The sequence below is a fragment of the Ramlibacter sp. GS1-15 genome (assembly GCF_057785015.1).
In genome coordinates this window covers 490485-513180 of record NZ_JBYNTU010000001.1, presented here as the reverse complement: position 1 = coordinate 513180, position 22696 = coordinate 490485, and the positions used below count along the sequence as shown (strand labels likewise).

The 22696-nt window shown below is 67.9% G+C and carries 22 protein-coding genes; 6 read left to right on the top strand and 16 right to left on the bottom strand.

Annotation, left to right across the window (positions count from 1 at the left end; genetic code table 11):
• Nucleotides 1–114: 114 nt before the first annotated feature.
• Nucleotides 115–486, bottom strand: coding sequence for a hypothetical protein (locus AC3EF3_RS02560; RefSeq protein ID WP_488530591.1), 372 nt, complete (start codon nucleotides 484–486; stop codon nucleotides 115–117).
• 28 nt (nucleotides 487–514) lie between these two features.
• Complete coding sequence (locus tag AC3EF3_RS02555) at nucleotides 515–1762, bottom strand: DUF3443 family protein (protein WP_488530590.1); 1248 nt, start codon at nucleotides 1760–1762, stop codon at nucleotides 515–517.
• Nucleotides 1763–1870: 108 nt separating this feature from the next.
• Here AC3EF3_RS02555 and AC3EF3_RS02550 point away from each other — a divergent pair, with 108 nt between their 5' ends.
• On the top strand, nucleotides 1871–4201 hold the full coding sequence (locus AC3EF3_RS02550; RefSeq protein WP_488530589.1) for a xanthine dehydrogenase family protein molybdopterin-binding subunit: 2331 nt from the start codon (nucleotides 1871–1873) through the stop codon (nucleotides 4199–4201).
• A gap of 6 nt (nucleotides 4202–4207) precedes the next feature.
• Complete coding sequence (locus AC3EF3_RS02545; protein WP_488530588.1) at nucleotides 4208–5239, top strand: RNA methyltransferase; 1032 nt, start codon at nucleotides 4208–4210, stop codon at nucleotides 5237–5239.
• Here AC3EF3_RS02545 and AC3EF3_RS02540 read toward each other — a convergent pair.
• From AC3EF3_RS02540 to AC3EF3_RS02490, 11 genes are read right to left on the bottom strand one after another with little or no spacing between them, the layout of a single operon-like run.
• Nucleotides 5215–5784 carry a carboxymuconolactone decarboxylase family protein gene (locus tag AC3EF3_RS02540; RefSeq protein ID WP_488530587.1) on the bottom strand — a complete coding sequence of 190 codons (570 nt, stop codon included), beginning with the start codon at nucleotides 5782–5784 and terminating at the stop codon, nucleotides 5215–5217. The two genes, AC3EF3_RS02545 and AC3EF3_RS02540, sit on opposite strands and share 25 nt — an antisense overlap.
• A gap of 11 nt (nucleotides 5785–5795) precedes the next feature.
• The gene (locus AC3EF3_RS02535; protein ID WP_488530586.1) at nucleotides 5796–6623 is read right to left on the bottom strand and encodes an SDR family oxidoreductase; all 828 of its coding nucleotides are present in this window, start codon (nucleotides 6621–6623) and stop codon (nucleotides 5796–5798) included.
• 10 nt (nucleotides 6624–6633) lie between these two features.
• The gene (locus tag AC3EF3_RS02530) at nucleotides 6634–7401 is read right to left on the bottom strand and encodes an enoyl-CoA hydratase (RefSeq protein ID WP_488533719.1); all 768 of its coding nucleotides are present in this window, start codon (nucleotides 7399–7401) and stop codon (nucleotides 6634–6636) included.
• Nucleotides 7402–7403: 2 nt separating this feature from the next.
• Nucleotides 7404–8000 carry a DsbA family protein gene (locus AC3EF3_RS02525; protein WP_488530585.1) on the bottom strand — a complete coding sequence of 199 codons (597 nt, stop codon included), beginning with the start codon at nucleotides 7998–8000 and terminating at the stop codon, nucleotides 7404–7406.
• 3 nt (nucleotides 8001–8003) lie between these two features.
• Nucleotides 8004–8789: an acyl-CoA thioesterase gene (locus AC3EF3_RS02520; RefSeq protein WP_488530584.1), complete on the bottom strand. Its 786-nt coding sequence runs from the start codon at nucleotides 8787–8789 to the stop codon at nucleotides 8004–8006.
• Between the two features lie 58 nt (nucleotides 8790–8847).
• Nucleotides 8848–9711, bottom strand: a complete 864-nt coding sequence (locus AC3EF3_RS02515) for an alpha/beta hydrolase family protein (RefSeq protein ID WP_488530583.1) — start codon at nucleotides 9709–9711, stop codon at nucleotides 8848–8850.
• A gap of 15 nt (nucleotides 9712–9726) precedes the next feature.
• Entirely contained in the window at nucleotides 9727–10935 is a 1209-nt protein-coding gene (locus AC3EF3_RS02510; RefSeq protein WP_488530582.1) for an acetyl-CoA C-acyltransferase, read from the bottom strand.
• Between the two features lie 2 nt (nucleotides 10936–10937).
• Nucleotides 10938–13337, bottom strand: coding sequence for a 3-hydroxyacyl-CoA dehydrogenase/enoyl-CoA hydratase family protein (locus AC3EF3_RS02505; protein ID WP_488530581.1), 2400 nt, complete (start codon nucleotides 13335–13337; stop codon nucleotides 10938–10940).
• Nucleotides 13338–13348: 11 nt separating this feature from the next.
• Nucleotides 13349–13744, bottom strand: a complete 396-nt coding sequence (locus AC3EF3_RS02500; RefSeq protein ID WP_488530580.1) for a DUF2147 domain-containing protein — start codon at nucleotides 13742–13744, stop codon at nucleotides 13349–13351.
• The gene (locus AC3EF3_RS02495; RefSeq protein ID WP_488530579.1) at nucleotides 13741–15537 is read right to left on the bottom strand and encodes an acyl-CoA dehydrogenase C-terminal domain-containing protein; all 1797 of its coding nucleotides are present in this window, start codon (nucleotides 15535–15537) and stop codon (nucleotides 13741–13743) included. The genes AC3EF3_RS02500 and AC3EF3_RS02495 overlap by 4 nt, the downstream gene beginning before the upstream one ends.
• 3 nt (nucleotides 15538–15540) lie before the next feature.
• Complete coding sequence (locus AC3EF3_RS02490; protein ID WP_488530578.1) at nucleotides 15541–16218, bottom strand: TetR/AcrR family transcriptional regulator; 678 nt, start codon at nucleotides 16216–16218, stop codon at nucleotides 15541–15543.
• A 301-nt stretch (nucleotides 16219–16519) separates the two neighbouring features.
• Between AC3EF3_RS02490 and AC3EF3_RS02485 the strand changes: the two genes are divergently transcribed.
• Nucleotides 16520–16720, top strand: coding sequence for a hypothetical protein (locus AC3EF3_RS02485; protein WP_488530577.1), 201 nt, complete (start codon nucleotides 16520–16522; stop codon nucleotides 16718–16720).
• 7 nt (nucleotides 16721–16727) lie between these two features.
• Here the strand turns inward: AC3EF3_RS02485 and AC3EF3_RS02480 are convergent, their stop codons facing one another.
• From AC3EF3_RS02480 to AC3EF3_RS02470, 3 genes are read right to left on the bottom strand one after another with little or no spacing between them, the layout of a single operon-like run.
• Nucleotides 16728–17579, bottom strand: a complete 852-nt coding sequence (locus AC3EF3_RS02480) for a fumarylacetoacetate hydrolase family protein (protein ID WP_488530576.1) — start codon at nucleotides 17577–17579, stop codon at nucleotides 16728–16730.
• Nucleotides 17580–17616: 37 nt separating this feature from the next.
• The gene (locus AC3EF3_RS02475) at nucleotides 17617–18363 is read right to left on the bottom strand and encodes an SDR family NAD(P)-dependent oxidoreductase (protein ID WP_488530575.1); all 747 of its coding nucleotides are present in this window, start codon (nucleotides 18361–18363) and stop codon (nucleotides 17617–17619) included.
• The gene (locus AC3EF3_RS02470) at nucleotides 18360–19094 is read right to left on the bottom strand and encodes an SDR family oxidoreductase (RefSeq protein ID WP_488530574.1); all 735 of its coding nucleotides are present in this window, start codon (nucleotides 19092–19094) and stop codon (nucleotides 18360–18362) included. Before AC3EF3_RS02470 ends, AC3EF3_RS02475 begins: the two co-directional genes overlap by 4 nt.
• A gap of 108 nt (nucleotides 19095–19202) precedes the next feature.
• On the opposite strand from AC3EF3_RS02470, the gene AC3EF3_RS02465 reads away from it, so the two are divergent.
• Genes AC3EF3_RS02465 through AC3EF3_RS02455 form a run of 3 tightly spaced genes read left to right on the top strand, consistent with a single transcriptional unit; the run spans nucleotide 19203 to nucleotide 22507 of the window.
• Nucleotides 19203–19919 carry a FadR/GntR family transcriptional regulator gene (locus AC3EF3_RS02465; RefSeq protein WP_488530573.1) on the top strand — a complete coding sequence of 239 codons (717 nt, stop codon included), beginning with the start codon at nucleotides 19203–19205 and terminating at the stop codon, nucleotides 19917–19919.
• Between the two features lie 10 nt (nucleotides 19920–19929).
• Nucleotides 19930–21444 carry a UxaA family hydrolase gene (locus AC3EF3_RS02460; protein WP_488530572.1) on the top strand — a complete coding sequence of 505 codons (1515 nt, stop codon included), beginning with the start codon at nucleotides 19930–19932 and terminating at the stop codon, nucleotides 21442–21444.
• 7 nt (nucleotides 21445–21451) lie between these two features.
• Nucleotides 21452–22507, top strand: a complete 1056-nt coding sequence (locus AC3EF3_RS02455; RefSeq protein ID WP_488530571.1) for a malate/lactate/ureidoglycolate dehydrogenase — start codon at nucleotides 21452–21454, stop codon at nucleotides 22505–22507.
• Nucleotides 22508–22696 lie beyond the last annotated feature (189 nt).

Below are 22696 nucleotides of genomic sequence, written 5' to 3'. Positions count from 1 at the left end.
GCCAATGCCGGCGGGTCGTCGCGCAGCGCGACGCGCTTGAGCGCGCCCAGCGCGTCGCCGGCAGCCAGCGAGCGGGCCGACGCGGCGATCAGGGAGTCCGTGGCCGGATCTCCGTCAGCGGGCGCGGCCGTCTTCCAGCCACTGCCGCGCCTCGCCGAGATCGGTGAACGTGCGCAGATGCAGCCCGGACTTCTGCGCCGCGCGCTCGCTGTTGCCGCTGCGCGCGGCGACCGGCACGACGGTGGCCATGCGGGTGAGGAAGCCCAGGCGTGTGGCGATGTAGACGCCCAGTTGGAGGTGCTCGGTGAACGAAAGCGCCTGCGCGACGTCGAGCAGGTCCACCAGAACGAACTGGCGCTGCTCGTCGCGGCAGATCGTGGCGATCAGGTCGGAGAAGCCCTTGAGGTCGACCAGCGTCGCCGCACCCCGGCCCTTCACGGCTAGCAGCCCACCCGCTTCGCGCACGACCGACACGTCCAATGCCATGACGCAATTTAACGCGAACAGCGCGAAATCAGAAGGCCAGGTACGGCCCCGGGCCGGCCGGCGTCACCGCCCCGGTGAACGCGAGGAACACGGTGCGCCCGAAGAAGAACGGCAAGCCCCAGTCGAACGCGCCGCCCAGGTCCGCGGAGTCGCCGGCGATCGGCGCCGCGGTCGCATTCCCCGCGAGCGACTGCAGGCCCGAGACGGTGAAGCTCACGTTCGTGGCAACTCCGGTGACCGACGTGATGGTCGCGGTCAAGGTCAGCGGCGTCGGCGGGCAGTAGAAGCCGTTCGCCGGGCACTTGGCCAGGCCGGCGTCGTTGAAGAACAGCGCGTTGGAACCGGTATCGAAGAAGCTGCTGAGAACGCTTCCCTTGTAGGTCGTCCACAGCGAGCCATGGGTGTCGGTCGCGTACACGGTCGCCGTGCCGAGCTGGTTGTTGGCGCGGGTCCCGATGCCGAAGGTGAGCGTGCCATTGACCGTCGCCGCACCCGGGGGCGGCACGGCCGGCAACACGACCACCGCCCCATTGTTGTCGGTGGCGAAGAAGGGCACCGGGTTCGCCACCTGGGAGCTGAGCGGCGCCGTCGAGGGCGAGCACGTGCTCGCGTCGCAGGCGTAGTAGATGCCGGGCGTCGCGGTCAAGGCACAGCCCGTTCCGCAATCGCGCGTGGACACGCCGATGCCGAGGATGCCCTTGGCGCTGCCGCCCACGCCGAAATTGTTGCCACGGCTGGTGCACGACTGCGGCGCGGCCGGGATGGAGGCGTCGTTCACCACCTGCACCGGGATGGCCGCGGCGCTCTCACCGCCAATGCGTATGTCGGCCGTGTGCACCGGGCCCCACGCGTAGCCGCTGGCGAACGGCGCACATTCGGCGAGGCGGCCGCCGGAGGGGGCATTCACCTGCGGCAGCGCAACCGCGGGATCGAGCGCCGAAGCCAGCATCCGCAGCCCGAACGAGCCGGTGTCCAGCAGGACATGGTCGACCTGCTGGCATGCCGCGGTGCCCGGGACGCACACGGTCACGGTGACGAAAGGCGAGTTGAACGCCTGTCCGTTCGTGCCGCCGTCGACGATGATGGCCACGACGTTCGCTTCGGTCGGGCCGGCAGGAGCGGAGCCGGCGTCGCTCGCCGGCGGGACGGCTGCGGGCGCGGGCGCGGGTGCCGGTGCGGGCGCAGGGGAGCCGCCGCCCCCACCTCCGCCGCAAGCCGCCAGGCCGAGCGTCGATGCGACCGCCAGCGCGGCGAATAAGGACCGAAGGTTCTGCATGTCGTTGCCGGCGGATCATAGACGAGCCAGCCGCGCGGGACGGGCCTTCGAGAAGCAACGGTTTATTTCGTGGCACAGTGACAGCCTCGCATTTCCACGGCGGCACCGATGAGTACTTCCGAAGACCTGGCCCGGCGATTCGGCAGCGGGCAATCCGTACGGCGCATCGAAGACGACGCCCTGCTCCGCGGCGAAGGACACTACGCCGACGACGCCGCACCGGCCGACCAGTGCGCGATCGTGTTCCTGCGCTCGCCCTACCCGCACGCGCGCATCCTGTCGGTGGATGCGCAGGCCGCCCGCGGCCTGCCCGGCGTGCGGCTCGTGCTCACCGGCCAAGAGCTCGCGTCGCAAGGCGTCAAACCCTTGCCCGGCACGACGGGATTCCGGCGCCCGGACCGAAAGCCCGGCGCGACGCCGGACCGCCGCGTGCTCGCGCACGAGGTGGTGCGCTACGTCGGCGAGGCGGTGGCGGCCGCCGTCGCCGATACGGTGCAGCAGGCCAAGGACGCGGCCGAGGCGATCGTCGTCGACTACGAGCCGCTGCCGCAAGCCGTGACGATCGAAGAGGCCACGGCGCCCGGCGCGCTGGCCTTGTGCCCCGAAGCGCCGGACAACATCTCGGCCGAGTCGCGGCACGGCGATGCGGCCGCGTGCGACGCGGCGTTCGCGCGCGCGGCGCATGTCGTGTCGCTGGACATCGTGAACCAGCGCGTCGCGGCCGTCGCGATCGAGCCACGCACGGTGCTCGCCTACCGCGCAGAGGACGGGCGCCTCACCTTGCGCATGAGCACACAGATGCCTTCGGGGGTGCGCAACACGCTGGAAGAAGTGCTGGGTCTGAAGCGCGAGCAACTGCGCGTGGTGGTCGGCGATGTCGGCGGCGGCTTCGGCATGAAGACTGGCATGTACCCGGAAGACGCCGCCGTCGCCTGGGCGGCGTGGCATCTGAAGCGGCCGGTGAAATGGGTGTCCGAGCGCAGCGAGGAGTTCCTCGCCACCACGCACGGCCGCGACCTGCGCACCCATGCGCAGCTCGCGCTCGCTGCCGACGGCCGCATCCTCGCCTTGCGCCTGCGCTCGCGAGCCAACGTCGGGGCGTACGCCACCGGCGCGGGCGTGGCGATCCAGCTGCTGATCGGGCCATGGGTGCAGACCAGCGTGTACGACATCCCGTTGATCGACTTCCGGCTGCAGGCCGTGCTGACCAACACCGCACCGACGGGCCCGTACCGCGGCGCCGGCCGGCCGGAGGCGATCTACAACATGGAACGCCTGATGGACGAGGCCGCGCGGCAGACCGGCATAGCCCGCGTCGAGCTGCGCCGTCGCAACTTCATCCGTCCGGAGCAGATGCCTTACCGCAACCCGATGGAGCAGGTGTACGACGTCGGCGAGTTCGAAAAGATCATGGACGAGGCGCTCGTGCTCGCGGACTGGAGCGGCTTCGAGAAGCGCTTCGCGCACAGCAAGGCGCAAGGCAGGTTGCGCGGCCTCGGCATCGCGACTTTCCTCGAGTGGACCGGCGGCAATGCGCTGGAAGAGCGCGTCACCGTGGACGTGCGCAGCGACGGCGTGATCGAGGTGTTCTCGGCGGTGAACCAGATGGGCCAGGGCATCGCCACCTCGCTCGCGCAGCTCGTGGTCGACGCGTTCGGCGTTCCGCTCGAGCGTGTGAAGGTGGTGCTGGGCGACACCGACCGGGGCGACGGCTTCGGCAGCGCCGGCTCGCGCTCGATCTTCACCGGCGGCTCGGCCCTGAAGATCGGCGCGCAGAAAACCATCGCGGAAGGACGCAAGCTCGCGGCGCAATCGCTGGAGGCGGCGGAAGCGGACATCGACTACGCCGCGGGCCGCTTCGTCGTGAAGGGCACGGACGTGGCGATCGGCCTGTTCGAGCTCGCCGGCCGCCAGCAGGGCGGGCGCATCCACGTCGAGAGCACGAGTGCGGTCGCCGGCCCGAGCTGGCCCAACGGCTGCCACATCAGCGAAGTCGAGATCGACCCCGCCACCGGCAGCGTGCAGGTCGAGAAGTACACCAGCGTGAACGACGTCGGCCGCGTGGTGAACCCGATGATCGTGCGCGGCCAGCTCGAGGGCGGCGCCGTGCAGGGCATCGGGCAGGCGCTGTGCGAGGGCATCGTGTACGACGCGGGCAGCGGACAGCTGCTGACCGGCACGCTGATGGATTACGCCGCGCCGCGCGCGGACATCGTCGCCTGCGAGTTCGTCACCGAGATGGACCAGACCGTGCCGTGCACGAACAACCCGCTGGGCGTGAAGGGCGTGGGCGAGCTCGGCACGATCGGCGCGACGCCGTGCATCGTCAATGCGGTCGCGGATGCCTTCGCGCGCGCCGGGCATGCGGCACAGGCTTCAAGGCTGCAGATGCCCTTGACGCCGCCGAAGGTGTGGCAGGCGCTGAACGGAGGCGCTTAGCAAGCCGTGCGCATTTCAGAACTCAGACGGCAACTCCGCGAAGCCGGCGCGGGTGCCTCCCACGAATTCCGGGTGTTGCGCCTGTGGTCGCAGGCACTGCCGCAGGACAGCGGCAAGCGCCGCATCGAACACTTCCTGCCCCACTCGCTGCGCGAAGCCCTGCCGGCCATCGAATCCACGTTCGAAGGGCTGGCGCGTGTCGTGTCCGTTCATCCGGCAAGCGACGGCTCCGAACGCCTGCTGGTCGGCCTCGCCGACGGCCAGACGGTCGAAAGCGTCCTGTTGCCGCGCGACGGCTTGTGCGTGTCCTCGCAGGTCGGATGCGCGGTGGGCTGCGTGTTCTGCATGACCGGCCGCAGCGGCCTGCTGCGCCAGCTCGGCAGTGCCGAGATGGTCGCGCAGGTCGTCCTGGCCCGCCGGCGGCGGCCCGTGAAGAAGGTCGTCTTCATGGGCATGGGCGAGCCCGCGCACAACATCGACAACGTGCTGGAGGCGATCGAGCTGCTCGGCACAGCGGGCAACATCGCGCACAAGAACCTCGTCTTCTCCACCGTGGGTGACCCGCGCGTTTTCGAGCGGCTGCCGCAGGGCAAGGTCAAGCCCGCGCTGGCCGTGTCCCTTCACACGACCAAGCCGGAACTGCGCGAGCGCCTGTTGCCGCGCGCACCTCGCCTGTCGCCCGAGGAACTCGTGGCGCGCAGCGACGCCTACGCGCGTGCGACGGGCTATCCGATCCAGTACCAATGGACCTTGCTGGAAGGCATCAACGACGGCGACGATGAAATCGAAGCCGTCGCGCAGCTGCTCTCCGGAAGGTACGGCGTGCTGAACCTGATCCCCTTCAACAAGGCGGACGGCCTGGATTTCCAGCGTCCCTCGTGGGAACGCGCGGCCGCCATGGCGCGCACGCTGCATCGGCGCGGGATCCTCGCGAAGCTGCGGCAGTCGGCCGGGCAGGACGTCGATGGCGGCTGCGGCCAGTTGCGGGCGCGGGCAGTCGAGCGGAAAGTCGTTCAGCTCGAGATCGAGCGTTCCTGATCGCCTGCAGGCCAGCGGGCCGCGCCCGCTTCGAGCGGAAGCCTGAGCGAATTCGTGAGATAGCTCACCGTGCGATAGAAGCCGGCCAGCAGCAACAACTCGAGCATCGCGCCCTCGCTGAACACCGAGCGCAAGTCCTCCCACAGGTCGTCATCGACGCTGCAGGTCGCATGCAGCGCGTCACACAAGCGGATCAGGAGCGCGTCCTGCGGTGACCAGCACGCGTCGGCCGCGGAGCCGTGCACCAGCGAATGAACCTGGCCGGGGTCCAGCTCCGCCTTCTGCCCGAATGTGGCGACGTGCACGCCCCATTCGTATTCCGACCCGCATAGCGCCGTCGTGCGGTCGATGACGATCTCACGCTGGCGCAGCGTGAGATGACCGCGATCCAGGAGCCCGCCGGCGAAGAACTTGTGGAACAGGCGAGGATCGCGTGCCAGGGTCGTGAAGAGCACGAGCGGCGGGCGACCGCGCATCACGGCGTCGAGCGCCGCCTGCACGTCAGCGGGGTAAGGGGTTTCGGCGGGAGCGATGCGCGCGGTCATGGGAAGCCTGTTCAATCCACGAAGAAATCCGGGATGAACTTCTTCGTTCCCGGCTTCACCGCGTACTTGTCCAGGTCCGTCACGCCGTGCGCGGCGAGCAGCTCGTCGTCGATGAAGAAGTTGCCGGTGTTCGCGGACGGGCTGGTGAGGATGTAGTAGGCCGCATCGGCGAGGATCCCGGGCGTGCGGCACAGGTTGACGTCCACGCCCGGAATCATCTGCAGCGCGGCCGTCGCGATCGCCGTGCGCGGCCACAGGCTGTTGACGGCGATGCCGTACTTCGCGAACTCGCCCGAGTGGCCCAGCGTGCACATGCTCATGCCGTACTTGGCCATGGTGTAGGCCGTGTGCGGCGCGAACCAGTGCTGCTTCATCGACAGCGGCGGCGACATGTTGAGCACGTGCGGGTTGCGCCCGGCTTCGGCCGCTTTCTTCAACTGGGGCAGGCAGGCCTGCGTGCACAGGTAGGTGCCGCGCGCATTGATCCCGTTCATCAGGTCGTAGCGCTTCATCGGCGTGTGCTCGGTATCGGTGAGGCTGATCGCGCTGGCGTTGTTCACCAGGATGTCGATGCCGCCGAATTCGGCGACGGCCTTCGCCACCGCGCCGAGCACCGCTTCTTCCTCGCGGATGTCCACCGCCAGCGGCAAGGCGCGCCCACCGGCGGCGCGGATCTCTTCGGCCGCGCTGTAGATGGTGCCGGGCAGCTTCGGGTTCGGATCGGTCGTCTTCGCGGCGACCACGACGTTCGCGCCATCGGCCGCCGCGCGCCTGGCGATCGCGAGGCCGATGCCGCGCGAGGCGCCGGTGATGAACAGGGTCTTGCCTTTCAGGCTCATGGCGTGCTCCTCAGACCTTGGAGAAGTCGGGCGTGCGCTTTTCCATGAAGGCGCCGAACGCTTCGCGCGCAGCGGGCTCGCCCAGCATCCGCGAGAAGGACAGGCCTTCCTCGTCCATCTGCTGCAGCACGCGCTCCTGCTGGCCCTTCTTCATCAGCCGCTTGGTCTCGGCCAGCGACGTCGCCGGCTTGGCCGCGAGCTTGGCGGCGATCTTCTGCGCGTAGGCGTTCACCTCGGTGGGCGGCAGCACGCGGTTGACCAGGCCCACTTCGAGCGCCGCTTCAGCCATGAAGGGCTCGCCCAGCAGCAGCGCCTCGGCCGCGCGGTGGTAGCCCAGCATCTGCGGCACGAGCAGGCTGGACGCCGCCTCGGGGCACAGGCCCAGATTCACGAAGGGCATGGAGAACGCCGCGTTATCGCCGGCGTAAACCAGGTCGCAGTGGAACAGCATGGTCGTGCCCACGCCCACGGCCGGGCCGCACACCGCCGCGACCAGCGGCTTGGGAAAGCTGGCGATGCCGCGCAGGAAACGGAACACCGGCGAGTCCTTGCCGGCGGGCGGCTGGTTGAGGAAATCGCCGATGTCGTTGCCCGCCGAGAACACCGTCTCGTGCCCCTGGATCACCGCGACGCGCACCGCGTCGTCGGTTGCGGCGCGCGCGAGCCCGTCGGCCAGCAGGCCGTACATGGCCGAGGTGATCGAGTTCTTGCGCTCGAGCCGGTTGAACGTGAGGGTCATCACGCCGCGCTCGGTGTTGACGAGGATGTCGCTCTTCATGGTCATGCCTTGCTAAGCTCCTGCTGGACGAAATCGAGCCGGTCCTGGCCCCAGTACATGCGACCCTCCACGAAGAAGGTGGGCGCACCGAACACGCCGCGCTGCACCGCCTCCTGCGTCTGGGCCTTGAGTCGTTCCTTCACCTGCGGATCGGCGGCGAGCGCCACCAAAGCCTCGGGATCGAACCCGGCTTCCTTCAGGACGCCCGCGACGACGGCGGGATCGTTCATGTTGCGGCCCTCCACCCAGATCGCGCGGTACACCGCATCGACGTACGGCACCATCCGCGGCTCATCGCGCATCTGCAGCCCGGTGGCGCCGCGCATCAGCGTGAGAGTATTGATCGGGAAGAACGGGTTGTGGCTGAACGCGACACCGTCGAGCTGGGCGAAGCGTGCGAGGTCCGCCTGCACGTAGCGGCCCTTGGCCGGCACCATCATCGGCGACTGGTTGCCGGTCGCCTGGAACACACCGCCGAGCAGCATCGGCCGGTAAGCGATGGCCGCGCCCGCTTCGGCGCAGAGCCTGGGGAGGCGCTGCCACGCGAGATAGGCCGCGGGGCTGCCGACGTCGAACCAGAACTCCACCGTCTTGGCCATGCGTCACTCCTTGAAGTAGTAGACCTGGCTGGTCGTGACGAGCAGTGTGCCCTGCTCGTTCCACAGCTGGGCGGTGTGGTCGAAATAACCGGAACCGAAACCCTGACCCTGCGCCTGGCCGAGCAGGTAGCCGTTGCCGGTCTCGCGCAGCTGCGCTTCGGTCGCGTGGAAATACGTCGTCATGGTGATCGTGCCGAGCGGCCCGAAGCTCGCGCGGCGCAGCCAGATGCGCGGAAAGAAGATGTCGCTCATCGCGGTGAGCGACGCGAAGTCCAGCGGCCGTGGCGGGTTGTCGCGCACCCACAGGCGTGTGCGGCTCGCACCACTGTCGCTGCCATCCCAGCTGTGCGGACGCGCCCCATCGATGAAGCGCATCTCGTAGCGCTTGATCCATTCCACGCCGGCTGCGATCGTGTTCATCGGCACGTCGGCAGGGCGCGGCACTTGCGGTGCCTGCGCTTCCTTCGCGCCCCAGGTGTCGCGGCGCACTGCAGTCAGCGCCGTGGCCGTCGCGACCACCTCGCCGTTCTGCTCCATCGTGACGATCCAGTGCTGCGTGGAACGATTGGTGCGCACGGGTTTCGCGATCACGTCGAAGCCACCGTCTTCGGTCGCCGCGGCAAAGTTGACCGTGAGCGCGACCGGATCGCCCAGGCGCTGCGGATGCGTGAGCACCGCATGCATCATCTGCGCGGCCGTGAGTCCGCCGAACGGCCCGATGAAATTGCGCCACGCCGGATGCGTCCGGCCTTGCGCGAGGGCTTCGTCGAACAGGTGGACGTCGCTCATTGGATAACCTCCGCCCTGCGGGCTGCGGTGCTATGAGCCTTCGGAACGGCCGGGCGACTCATGCCGCGCGCGCCTGTCCCAGCCCTGCGAGCCACTGCGCGAGCCGCGGCCACAGGCGCTGCTCGTGCTCGCTGCGGAACGGGCCGAAGTGGCCGAGCCGTCGCACGCCGATGTCCGCGGGCGACAGGCGCTCCACCGCGCGCGGCGCATTCTCGTAGAGATCGACGAGGCTGTGCGTGCCGCGCAGCGTCATCAGCTCGTCGTCGGTGATCGACAGCGCATGCACCGGGAAGCGCGCGCTGGCGTAGCGCTGGCGCACCGCCTCGCCTTCGGCGCTTACGCTGTAGCGCGGCGAGAGGCACCACTTGCGCCACTGCATCATCACGCCGGCCGGCAGGTCGCCGACCTTGCGCAGTCTGCGGCCGGGGAAGTAGCCGAACAGGCGCGTGGCGATCGGCACCAGCACGAACCAGAAGTAGAGGATGGAGCGCTTCAGTTGCGGCGCGTTCTCGCGCCAGTAGCCGCTGCCCGCGGCCACGCTCAGCAGCCCGCTCACCTTGTGCTGGTTCTCCAGCAGCCCCGGCAATTGCGCGCCCAGGCTGTGGCCGAGCAGGTACAGCGGCCGGTCGGGCAGCGCGGCGTGCGCGTGGTCGACCACCGCTTCGTAATCGCGCGCCCAGTCGAACAGGTCCGCACGGAAGCCCCGCAGCGACTTCGGCGCCGAATCGCCGGCGCCGCGGTAGTCGAAGGTGGTGACGCGCCAGCCCTGGGTCGCCAGCCACTGCGCGAAGGGCGCGTAGTAGTCCTGCCGCACGCCCATCGCGCCGCCGATCACGACACTGCCGCAGTCCGGGCTGTCGGGTTCGAACACCCGGGCCGCGATCTTCGTTCCATCTTTCGATTCGATGACCTCGGCCCGCATGCCCGTCTCCTTGTCTCAGACCCGCTCGAAGATCCCCGCGGCGCCCTGGCCCATGCCGACGCACATGGTGACCATGCCGTACTTCAGATTCTTGCGCCGCAGCGCGTGCACGACTGTCGCCGACCGGATAGCCCCGGTCGCGCCGAGCGGGTGGCCCAGCGCGATCGCGCCGCCCATCGGGTTGACCTTCTTCGCGTCGAGCCCGAGCGTATTGATCACGGCCAGCGACTGCGCGGCGAACGCCTCGTTCAGCTCGATCCAGTCGATCGCATCCTGTTTCAGGCCCGCGTTCTTCAGCGCCGCGGGAATCGCCTCGATCGGGCCGATGCCCATGATGTGCGGCGGCACGCCGCGGCTGGCGTAGCTCACGAAACGGGCCAGCGGCGTCAGGCCGAAGCGCTTCACGGCCGCTTCGCTCGCGACGATCAGCGCGCCTGCGCCGTCGGACGTCTGCGAGCTGTTGCCCGCCGTCACGCTGCCGCGCGCGGCGAACACCGTACGCAGCTTCGCGAGGCCTTCGAGCGTCGTGTCGGGCCGGGCGCCTTCGTCGAGGTTCACCGTGCGCTTGTTGATCTTCACTTCCGCCGATTCGAGATCGACCGAACGATCCTCGACCTCCACGGCCGTCATCTCGTTCGCGAACTCGCCGGCCTTCATCGCCGCAATGGCCTTCATGTGCGACTGCCAGGCGAACTCGTCCTGCGCCTCGCGCGAGACCTTCCACTGCTGCGCGACCTTCTCGGCCGTCAGGCCCATGCCGTACGCGATGCCGTAGCTCTCGATGTCATCGGGGTTGGAGAAGATCGTCGGCGACAGCGACGGCGAGTTGCCCATCATCGGCACCATCGACATGCTCTCGGTACCGGCGGCGATCATCACGTCGGCCTCACCGACGCGGATGCGGTCGGCCGCGATCTGCACCGCCGCCAGGCCCGACGCGCAAAAGCGGTTGACGGTGATGCCGCCGACCGACTTCGGCAGCCCCGCCAGCACGGCGCCGATGCGCGCGACGTTCAGGCCCTGCTGGCCTTCCGGAATCGCGCAGCCGCAGATCACGTCCTCGATCGCTTTCGGGTCCAGCCCGGGCGCCTGCGCCAGCGCGGACCTCAGCGCCGTCGCCAGCAGGTCGTCCGGCCGCGTGTTGCGGAAATAGCCCCGGTGCGAGCGCCCGATCGGCGTGCGCGTCGCGGCGACGATGTAAGCATCTTGAATTTGCTTGCTCATGTTCAATTCCTCAGGGGCTTGCCGGTGGACAGCATCGCCATGATCCGCTCCTGCGTCTTCTCGCTCGTCAGCAGTTCGCAGAAGGCCTTGCGCTCCAGCGTCATCAGGTATTCCTCGGTGACCAGCGTGCCGGCGTCGACGTCGCCGCCGGTGACCACATTCGCGATCAGCGAGGCGATGCGGAAATCGTGCGCACTGATGAAGCCGCCATCGCGCATGTTCACGAGCTGGCCCTGGATCGTGGCCTTGCCGCTGCGGCCGGCGACGGGGAACAGGCGCTTGTGCGGCGGACGGTAGCCGGCGTCGAACATCGCCCGGGTCTCGCGCAATGCGACGTAGAGCAGCTCGTCCTTGTTCGGCACGATGATGTCGTCGTCCAGCAGGTAGCCGAGCTGGCGCGATTCGATCGCGCTGGTGCCCACCTTCGCCATCGCCGCGGCGGTGAAGCCTTCGGTCAGGAACGGCAGCAGGTCCTTGTGCGTGGACTTCGCCTGATTCTCGGCGGCACGGCGCGCGATGTAGGTCAGGCCGCCCGCGCCGGGCACCAGGCCGACGCCGACTTCGACCAGGCCGATGTAGCTTTCCATCGCGGCGACACGCTTCGCACAATGCACCGCGATCTCGCACCCGCCGCCCAGCGCCATGCCGCGGATCGCGGCGATCACCGGCACGTTGGCGTAGCGCAGGCGCAGCATCGTCCGCTGCAGGAACCCTTCGGCGTCCTCGATCGCGCTGACGCCCACGGCGACGAACGCCGGCAACATCGCCTGCAGGTCCGCGCCGACCGAGAACGGTTCGTCGCCCGACCAGATCACCAGGCCCTGGTAGTCCTTCTCGGCCATGTCGACGGCCAGTTGCAGGCCCTCGGCCACCTCGGGGCTGATCGCGTGCATCTTGGTCTTGATGCTTGCGATCACCACTTCGTCGTCGAGCGTCCACAGGCGGATCGCGTCGTCCTCGTGCAGCGTCTTGCCGGCCGTCTCGTAGCCCGGCGCGTTGCTGCCCAGCACGGTCTCGGGGAACAGCTGGCGCGCCGACACCGGCAGCACGCGCCTCGGCTCGAACTTCTTCGTCGTCGGGTTCCACGAACCTTGCGGCGTGTGCACGCCGCCTGCCTCGGCGACCGGGCCCTTGAACACCCATTCCGGCAGCGGCGCCTTCGAGAGGGCCTTGCCCGCGGCGATGTCTTCCTGGATCCACTGCGCGACCTGCAGCCAGCCGGCTTGCTGCCACAGCTCGAACGGGCCCTGCTTCATGCCGAAGCCCCAGCGCATCGCGAAATCGACGTCGCGTGCCGTCTCGGCGATGGACGCCAGATGCACGGCGGCGTAATGGAAGCTGTTGCGCAGGATCGCCCACAGGAACTGCCCTTGCGGCCCTTCCGATTTGCGCAGCAGCGCGAGGCGCTCGCCCGCAGGCTTCTTCAGCATGCGGCCGTAGACCTCGTCCGCCTTCTCGGCGCCCGGCACGTACGCCTTGCTGTCGAGATCGAAGCGCAGGATGTCGCGGCCGACCTTCTTGTAGAAACCGGCCTTGGATTTCTGGCCGAGGTTGCCCATCTCGAGCAGCGCCGCCAGCACCTTGGGGGTGGCGAAGCTGTCGTAGAAGGGATCGGTGTCCGCGCTCAGGTTGTCCTGCAGCGTCTTGATCACGTGCGCCATCGTGTCCAGGCCCACGACATCGGCGGTGCGGAAGGTGCCCGAACTCGCGCGGCCCAGCTTCTTGCCGGTGAGGTCGTCCACCACGTCGTACGTGAGGCCGAACTTCTCGACCTCCTTCATCGTCGCCAGCATGCCGGCGATGCCGACGCGGTTGGCGATGAAGTTCGGCGTGTCCTTCGCGCGCACCACGCCCTTGCCGAGCGCCGTGGTGACGAAGGTCTCGAGGTCGTCGAGGATGTGCGCCTCGGTGGTCGGCGTCGCGATCAGCTCGACCAGGTACATGTAGCGCGGCGGGTTGAAGAAATGGATGCCGCAGAAGCGAGGCTTGATCTGGGCCGGCAGCGCTTCGGACAATTTCGTGATCGACAGGCCCGAGGTGTTGGACGCAAGAATCGCGTGCTCCGCGACGAAGGGCGCGATCTTCTTGTACAGATCGAGCTTCCAGTCCATGCGCTCGGCGATGGCTTCGATGACGAGGTCGCACTCGCGCAGAAGCTCCATGTGCTCTTCGTAGTTCGCAGGCTGGATGAGGGCTGCATCGTCGGCCACGCCCAGCGGCGAAGGCTTGAGCTTCTTCAATCCTTCAACGGCCCTGGTGACGATGCCGTTCTTCGGCCCCTCCTTGGCGGGAAGGTCGAACAGCACGACCGGCACCTTCACGTTGACGAGATGCGCCGCGATCTGCGCGCCCATGACGCCTGCGCCGAGCACGGCGACTTTCTTCACATTGAATCGACTCATGTCTTTCTCTCTCACTGGGCGCGGAGCCAGGTTTGCGTGCGGTAGAACGGGCCGAAGAAGCCGCGCACCTGCAGCTTCCTGCCGCCTTCGAGGGGCGTGAGCTGCAGGCGGTATTCGCGGCCGTTCTCGGGATCGAGGATGCGGTCGCCGCGGATGATCTCCAGCCCGTTCACCGGCTGGTTCCTGCGATCGTCCTCGCACTTGTCGCAGACGGCGTCGGGTTTGGCGTCCTTCTTCAGGACTTTCTCGATGCGGCCGCGCACACCCGTGGACGTCTCGAGGATGCGGATCTCGGCCTTCACTTCGCCGGTCGTGTCGTCGACGTTGCGCCACAGGCCGGTGGGCGATTGCTGCGCGAAGGCGCTCGCCGCAGCGAGCGCCGCCGCTGCGAAGGCGATCTTCCTCATGCCAGCGCCAGGTCCGTGTCCATCAGCACCTTCGAGCCCGCGCGTGCCGTGCGCATCAGCGTCGCCGTCTCGGGGAACAGCTTGGCGAAATAGAAGCGCGCGGTCTGCAGCTTGGCCGGGTAGAACGGATCGGTGTTGCCGGCGGCGATCTCGCGCAACGCGACCTGCGCCATGCGTGCCCAGAAGTAGCCGAACACCAGGTGGCCGGCGACGCGCAGGTAGTCCACCGCGGCGGCGCCCACTTCATCGGGGTTCTGGAAACCCTTGAAGCCGATTTCGGTGGTGAACTTGGTCATCTGGTCGCCGAGATATGCGATCGGATTGATGAACTCGGCCATCTTCTCGTTCACGCCTTCTTCCTCGACCAGTTGCGCCACGAGCTTGCCGAACTTCTTCAGCGTCGCGCCGTTGTTGCCCAGCACCTTGCGGCCCAGCAGGTCCAGCGACTGGATGGTGTTCGTGCCCTCGTAGATCATGTTGATGCGGGCGTCGCGCACGAACTGCTCCATGCCCGATTCGCGGATGTAGCCGTGCCCGCCGAACACCTGCATGCACGCCGACGTCGCGATCCAGCCGTTGTCCGTAGTGAAGGCCTTGACGATGGGCGTGAGCAGTGCCACCAGTTCCGCGCTCTCCTGGCGCACCTTCTCGTCGGGATGGTGCAGTTCACGGTCGATCAGCAGCGCGCAGTAGAGGGCGAGCGCACGGCCGCCTTCGGCGTAGGCCTTGGCCGTGAGGATCATCTTGCGCACGTCCGGGTGCACGATGATCGGGTCGGCCGGCTTGTCCTTGGCCTTGGGGCCGGACAGCGAGCGCATCTGGATGCGGTCCTTCGCGTAGGCCAGCGCATTCTGGTACGCCACTTCGGTCAGGCCCAGCGACTGCATGCCGACGCCGATGCGCGCCGCGTTCATCATCACGAACATGGCCTGCAGGCCCTTGTTCGGTTCGCCCACGAGCGTGCCGATCGCGCCGTCCAGCGCGATCTGCGCCGTGGCGTTGCCGTGGATGCCCATCTTGTGCTCCAGGCCCGTGCAGTAGACCGGATTGCGCGAGCCGAGCGAGCCGTCCTTGTTCACATTGAACTTGGGCACGACGAAGAGGGAAATGCCTTTGCTGCCCTTGGGCGCATCGGGCAGGCGCGCGAGCACCAGGTGCACGATGTTCGAGACGAAGTCGTGCTCGCCCGCGCTGATGAAGATCTTGTTGCCGGTGATCTTGTAGGTGCCGTCGGCCTGCGGTTCGGCCTTCGTGCGCAGCATGCCCAGGTCGGTGCCGCAATGCGGCTCGGTCAGGCACATGGTGCCGGTCCACTCGCCGCTGGTGAGCTTGGGCAGGTACATCTGCTTCTGCTCGGGCGTGCCGTGCTCGTGCAGGCACTCGTAAGCACCGTGCGTCAGGCCGGGATACATCGTCCAGGCCTGGTTGGCGCTGTTGAGCATCTCGTAGAAGCATTGGTTCACCACGATGGGCAGGCCCTGACCGCCGTATTCCGGGTCGCACGACAGCGCGGGCCAGCCACCTTCCACGTACTTGTGGTACGCCTCCTTGAAGCCTTTCGGCGTGGCCACCTCATGGGTGTTGTTGTCCAGCCGGCAACCCTGCTCGTCGCCGATGCCGTTGAGCGGGAAGGTCACTTCCGATGCGAACTTGCCGCCTTCGTCGAGGATCGCGTTGATCGTGTCGACGTCGACCTCGGCATGGCGCGGCATGGCCTTGTAGTCGTCGGTGACCTTGAGCACTTCGTGCATCACGAACTGCATGTCGCGCAGCGGCGGGTTGTAGACAGGCATGGTTTACTCCTTCGAAGCCTTGCTGGATTTCTTTGGGGGGGCGCCGTACTGGCGCAGGATGTTCTCGAAGCCGCGGTTGGCGCGCGCGATCGCGCCGGCATCCTTCAGGAAGCGCGCTTCGTAATGCAGCGCGAGGATCAGGCCGTGGATCTCGAACAGCATCTGCTCCTCGTCGACGTCTGGCTGGATGTGGCCTTCGGCCTTCGCACCCTGGATGGCCCGCTTCATCGCCGAGTGCCACGTTCTCACGGAACTCGCGAGTGCGTCGCGCACGGGGCCGGGCCGGTCATCGAACTCCACGGCGCCCGAGATGTAGATGCAGCCCGAATCGATTTCGACCGAAGTGCGCTTCATCCAGTTGGCGAACAGCGCCCGCAGGCGTGCCAGGCCGCGCGGCTCCTGCATCGCCGGGTAGAACACTTCTTCCTCGAAGCGCGTGTGGTATTCGCGGATGACGGAGATCTGCAGTTCCTCGCGCGAGCCGAAATGGGCGAACACGCCGGACTTGCTCATCTGCGTGACCTCGGCCAGCGCGCCGATGGACAGGCCCTCGAGGCCGATCTGGGTGGCCAGGCCGAGCGCCGCGTCGACGATGGCGGCCTTGGTCTGCTGGCCTTTCTGCAGCGCACGGCCATCGCGCGAGGCGCGCGCTCCCTTGGTGGGCAGTTCGGTGACGGACATGGACGGGATTCGCGGGCAGCGAAATAAAACGAACGGTCGTTCTATTTTGCATGAAACCATGTCCGCCGTGCGACGGAATGCGCTTCTAGAGCGGAATTCCTAGGCGGATGTCGGGAAAACCCGGATGCCTCAGCCATACCCGGCCTTCACCGCGGTCAGCCCAGTCCTATGGGAGACCGGACGGATTGCACGCGCTGAATCGCCCCTCGCCGAGGGCGACGGTCGGCTTCCGCCGATGCGAAGCCCGGCACGGGCCAACCATCATTCACGCATACCGAACGCAAACGAGCGGAGGCAGGAAATGAACGAGTCGTCCACCCACTTTCAGCTGCGCTTCACGTCGCTGTTCGACCCGGGCCGCGGATTCGCCTTTCCTTGCGACCGGGAAGGCCATGTCGACATGGACTGCATGAGCGAGCAGGCGCGCAACAACTACCTCTATGCGCGCGCCATGATCGGCCGCGAGGTCGGCACACCGTCGGTCTGCGCGACGGTGCATTGAGAGTCGATCAGGCCTTGAAGCCGATCACTTCCTGCCGCTGCTCGCCCAGGCCCTGGATGCCGAGCGTGACCACGTCGCCCTTCTTGAGGTAAGTCGGCGGCTTCATCCCGAGGCCCACGCCGGGCGGCGTTCCGGTGGTGATCACATCGCCGGGCATCAGGGTCATGAACTGGCTCACGTAGCTCACGAGCTTGGCGCAGTCGAAGATCATCGTGCGCGTGTTGCCCTTCTGCATGCGCTTGCCGTTCACGTCCAGCCACATGTCCAGGCGATGCACGTTGTCGATCTCGTCAGTCGTCACGAGCCAGGGCCCGATCGGCCCGAAGGTGTCGCAGCCCTTGCCCTTGTCCCACTGGCCGCCCGGCTTCTCGAGCTGGTACTCGCGCTCGCTCACGTCGTTGATGACGCAATAGCCCGCGACGTGGTCCAGCGCGTCCTTCTTGCTCACGTAGCGGGCCTTGGTACCGATGACGACACCGAGTTCCACTTCCCAGTCCGTCTTGGTCGAGCCCTTGGGCAGCATCACCGGGTCGTTCGGGCCCTGGATGCAGCTGGTCGCCTTCATGAACACCACGGGCTCCTTCGGAATCGGCACGCCCGACTCCGCCGCATGGTCCGCGAAATTCAGGCCGATGGCGATGAACTTGCCGACGCCGTTCACCGGGCAGCCGTAGCGCGGGTTGCCGCGCACCAGCGGCAGCTTCGCGGGGTTCACCTTGCGCAGCTTCGCCAGCGCGGCGCTGCCCAGTTGCGCCGGCCCGATGTCCGGGACGACGCCCGACAGATCGCGCAATTTGCCGTCGGCATCGACGAGGCCCGGCTTTTCCTTGCCAAGGTTGCCATAGCGGACCAGTTTCATTCTTCCTGCCTTTCGTGTTTGTGATTCAGTATGTGATTCAGTAGGTGGAGCGGCCGCCGGAGAGGTCGAACACGGCGCCGGTCGAGAACGAGCATTCCTCGGTGCACAGCCACGCGACCAGGCTGGCGATTTCCTCGGGCGTGCCGAAGCGGCCCATGGGGATCTTCGAGAGCATGAACTGGATGTGCTGCTCGGTCATCTGGTCGAAGATCGCCGTCTTCACGGCGGCGGGCGTCACGCAGTTCACGCGGATCTGCGTGTCGGCCAGCTCCTTGCCCAGCGACTTGGTCAGCGCGATCACCGCCGCCTTGCTCGCGCTGTAGGCGCTGGCGTTGGGGTTGCCGTCCTTGCCCGCGACCGACGCGATGTTGACGATGCGGCCGTACCCCGCATCGCGCATCACCGGCACCACTTCGCGGCAGCACATGAACAGGCCCGTGAGGTTCACCTCCATCACCTGCCGCCAGGCGTCGACCGGGTACTCCCAGACTTTCGTGTTCGGCCCGGTGATGCCGGCGCTGTTGACGAGCGCGGCTATGCGTGGCGACGCCTTCAGCGTCTCCTGCACCGCGCGTTGGACCTGCTCGTGCGAGGAGACGTCCACCGCGACAAAGGACGCGCCCTTTCCCAGTCGCGCGGCGGCCTCGGCACCACTCTTCGGATCGCGGTCCCACAGGGTGGCCGTGCCACCGGAAGCCAGCAACCGCTGGGCAATGGCAAAACCCAACCCGGTCGCGCCGCCGGTGACCACCGCGTGGCGGCCCTTGAAATCGAGCTGATTCATATCGTGATGCCGCCGTCGATGGCGTAGGTCTGGCCCGTGACGAACGTGGATTCGTCGCTCGCGAGGAAGACGACGAGCGGCGCGATCTCCTCGGCTTTCGCAAGGCGGCCCATCGGCTGGCGCGCGATGAAAGCCTGGCGTGCGGCCTCGGGATCGGCGTTGGCGTTGATGCGGTCATGCAGCGAGGGCGTGTCCACCGTGCCGGGGCAGATCGCGTTGCAGCGCACGCCGTCGGCCACGTAGTCCGCCGCGATGCTCTTGGTGAGGCCGATCACGGCGGCCTTGGTCGTGCCGTAGATGAAGCGGTTGGGCAGTCCCTTGATGCTGGAGCAGACGCTGGCCATGTTGATGATGCTGCCGCGCCCGGCCGCGAGCATGCGCGGCAGTGCCGCCTGGATGGTCCAGAACTGCGCCCGCACGTTGATGTTCAGCGCGAAGCTCCACTCTTCGTCGGTCGCCTGCAGCGCGGTGCCGTTGTGCACGAAACCCGCGCAGTTGAAGAGCCCATCCACCGCGGGCATCGCAGCGATGGTCTTGGCGATGGCCGACTTGTCGAGCACATCGAGCCGCTGCGCGCGCACGCGCTCGACGCCTTCGTAGGCCGCGAGCAGCTTCTCGTTCACGTCGGTCGCCCACACCTGCGCGCCCTCGGCCGCGAGGGCCAGCGCACTGGCGCGGCCGATGCCCTGGCCGGCCGCCGTGACGAGGATCGTTTTCCCTTCCAGTCGCATGAGATGCCCTCGGGTTTTGCCGGATGCCCGGCGATGCGTTAGGCTCGATATTAATTGGCCTGACCACTTGGCCAATCAGCGACAACCCGTAGGGTCGCCATTTCCCGCATGCCCATCCAGACTTTAGAGCCGCAACGCCTGTACCGGCAGATCGCCGAGCAGCTGCGTACGCTGATGACGAAGGGCGAATTCAAGCCGGGCGCGCGCCTGCCGGCCGAGCGCGACCTCGCCAGGCAGCTGGGCGTGAGCCGCCCGTCGGTGCGCGAGGCCCTGATCGCGCTGGAGGTCGAGGGCTGGGTCGAGGTGCGCACGGGCGCCGGCGTGTTCGTGCTCCAGCGTGCCCGCCGCCCGATCGTGACGCGCCCGAAGGTGCCCGACAACGAATGGGGTCCGCTCGAATTGATCCGCGCGCGCCGGGTGATCGAGGGCGAGATCGCCGCGCTCGCCGCCACGCACGCCAGGCGCAAGCACCTGCAGGCCATCCGCGACGGGATCGACCTGATGCAGGAAGACACCGAACGCGGCGTCGCGCCGGTGGAGGGCGATCACGCGTTCCACTCCGCGATCGCCGAAGCGGCGGGCAACGCCGTGCTCGTCGACATGGTCCACGCCTTCTGGCGCTCGCGCCGCGGGCCGCTGTCCGAGCGCCTGGGCGACTACTTCGAGAATGTGCCGTCGTGGCGCACCGCGATCGGCGAGCACGAGGCGATCCTCGAGGCGATCCGCGCTCACGACGCCGATGCCGCGCGCGAGGCGATGCAGGCGCACATGGACAAATCACACGCGCGCTTCACGGCGAGCTGGAAGCGCGCGAACCCCTCCTGAACCTTTTCGCATGACACCATTCATCCGCCTCCACCCCCACGACGACGTCCTCATCGCCCGCACCCAGCTGGTGGGCGGCACGATGGTCGAGAACGTCGCCGTCAAGGGCCTCATCCCGCCCGGCCACAAGGTCGCGACGCACGACATCGCGCAGGGCGCGCCGGTGCGCCGCTACAACCAGATCATCGGCTTCGCGAGCAAACCGATCGCCGCCGGCGAGCACGTGCACACCCACAACCTCGTGATGGGCGATTTCGAGCGCGACTACGCCTTCGGCGCCGACGTGAAGCCCGAACCGCCGCTGCGCGAGGCGACCTTCCTGGGCATCCAGCGCCCGGACGGCCGGGTGGCGACGCGCAACTACATCGGCATCCTGTCCAGCGTGAACTGCTCGGCGACCGCCGCACGCGCGATCGCCGACCACTTCTCGCGCCAGACGAACCCGCGCGCGCTGTCCGACTTCCCGAACATCGACGGCGTGGTCGCGCTCACGCACGGCACCGGCTGCGGCATGGACACCGAGGGCCTGGGCATGCGCGTGCTCGAGCGCGTGCTGGCGGGCTACGCGACGCACGCGAACTTCTGGGGCGTGCTGGTCGTGGGGCTGGGATGCGAGGCCAACCAGATCAACGCGTGGCTCGCGCATTCGTCGCTGCGCGAAGGCGAGACGCTGCGCGTCTTCAACATCCAGGACACCGGCGGCACGCGCAAGACGGTGGAGCGCGGCATCGCGATGGTCAAGGAAATGCTGCCGCACGCGAACAAGGTGAAGCGCGAGCCCTGCTCCGCCTCGCACATCACGATCGGCCTGCAGTGCGGCGGCTCGGACGGCTATTCCGGTATCAGCGCCAACCCGGCGCTGGGCGCGGCGGTGGACCTGCTGGTCGCGCACGGCGGCACGGCGATCCTCTCGGAGACGCCCGAGATCTACGGCGCCGAGCACCTGCTCACCCGGCGCGCCGTGAAGCGCGGTGTCGGCGAGAAGCTGATCGAGCGCATCCGCTGGTGGGAGGACTACACGCGCATCAACAGCGGCGAGATGAACAACAACCCGTCGCCCGGCAACAAGGCGGGCGGGCTCACGACCATCCTGGAGAAGTCGCTCGGGGCCGTGGCCAAGGGCGGCACGACCAACCTGAAGGCCGTCTACGAATACGCCGAGCCCGTGAAGGAGCACGGCTTCGTCTACATGGACACGCCCGGCTACGACCCGGTGAGCGCCACCGGCCAGGTCGCGGGTGGCGCCAACATGATCTGCTTCACCACCGGCCGGGGTTCCGCCTACGGCTGCGCGCCCTCGCCGTCGCTCAAGCTGGCGACCAACACGGCCCTGTGGCAGCGGCAGGAAGAGGACATGGACATCAACTGCGGCGAGATCATCGACGGCGGCTGCTCCATCCAGGAGATGGGCGAGCGCATCTTCCGCCTGGTGCTCGCCACCGCGTCGGGCGAGGCGAGCAAGAGTGAGAAACACGGCTACGGCCAGAACGAATTCGTGCCGTGGCAGATCGGCGCGGTAATGTAGGAAAGAAATGACCAAAGTTTTCCAGGCGCAGGCGCTGCGCACCCAATGCGCCGCCATCCTCCAGGCCGCCGGCAGCAGCGCGGACGAAGCCAGGCAGGTCGCATCCAACCTGGTGCTGGCGAATCTCTCCGGCCACGATTCGCACGGCATCGGCATGATCCCGCGCTATGTCGACGCCGTGCTCGAAGGCGGCTTGCATCCGAACGCCAGTGCGAAGGTCGTGCTCGATTCTCAGGCGCTCCTCACCGTCGACGGCCAGCGCGGTTACGGGCAGGTCGTCGGCGAGCAGGCCATGCGGCTGGCGATGGCGCGCACGAAAACCACCGGCAGCTGCATCCTCGCGCTGGCCAACGCGCACCACCTCGGCCGCATCGGCCACTTCGCCGAGATGGCAGTGGCCGAGGGTTTCGTCTCCATCCACTTCGTCAACGTCCAGTCGCGCCCCGTGGTCGCGCCCTGGGGCGGGGCCGACGGCCGCTACGGCACCAACCCGTGCTGCATCGGCATCCCGCTCAAGGGCCGCGATCCCTTCGTGCTCGATTTCGCGACCAGCCGCGTCGCGCAGGGCAAGATGCGTGTCGCGCACAACGAAGGCCGCCGCGTCGAGCCGGGACTCCTGATCGACGAACGCGGTCGGCCCACGACCGATCCGGGCGTGGTGGTCGTGCCGCAATCGAACGGCCTGTTCGGTGCGCTGATGCCGTTCGGCGAGCACAAGGGCTACGGCCTCGCCGTGGCCTGCGAGCTGCTCGGCGGCGCGCTCACCGGCACGGGCACCTGGCACCGGCCGGCCGACGCGCGCCGCGCCGTCATCAACGGCATGCTGGCGATCGTGATCGACCCCGAGCGGCTCGGCACGCGTCCGCAGTTCGAATCGGAAGCGCTCGCCTTCGTGGACTGGCTGAAGCAAAGCCCGCCGGCGCCGGACAGCGAAGGCGTACGGGTCGCCGGAGAGCCCGAGCGCCGGGCGCGCGCCGAGCGCGAGAGCGCCGGCATCGAGGTGGACGACACCACCTGGACGGAAATCGTCGCCTCGGGCGCGAAAGTCGGCGTGAAGTTCTAATCCCGTTGCGGGCAGCAAACAGGCGCAAGTAACACCCGACCACTCGGCGGCGGATGCCGACCGCCGGTCGGAAAGGCCCCCGCGCTGTCGCGCGCACGGGACGCGGATACCGCGTCCTCCCTCATCATTAGTAGTTACTAACGGTGACATCTCTTGAGGGGCGGGCTACAAAGCCTGTCGAGTTCCCAG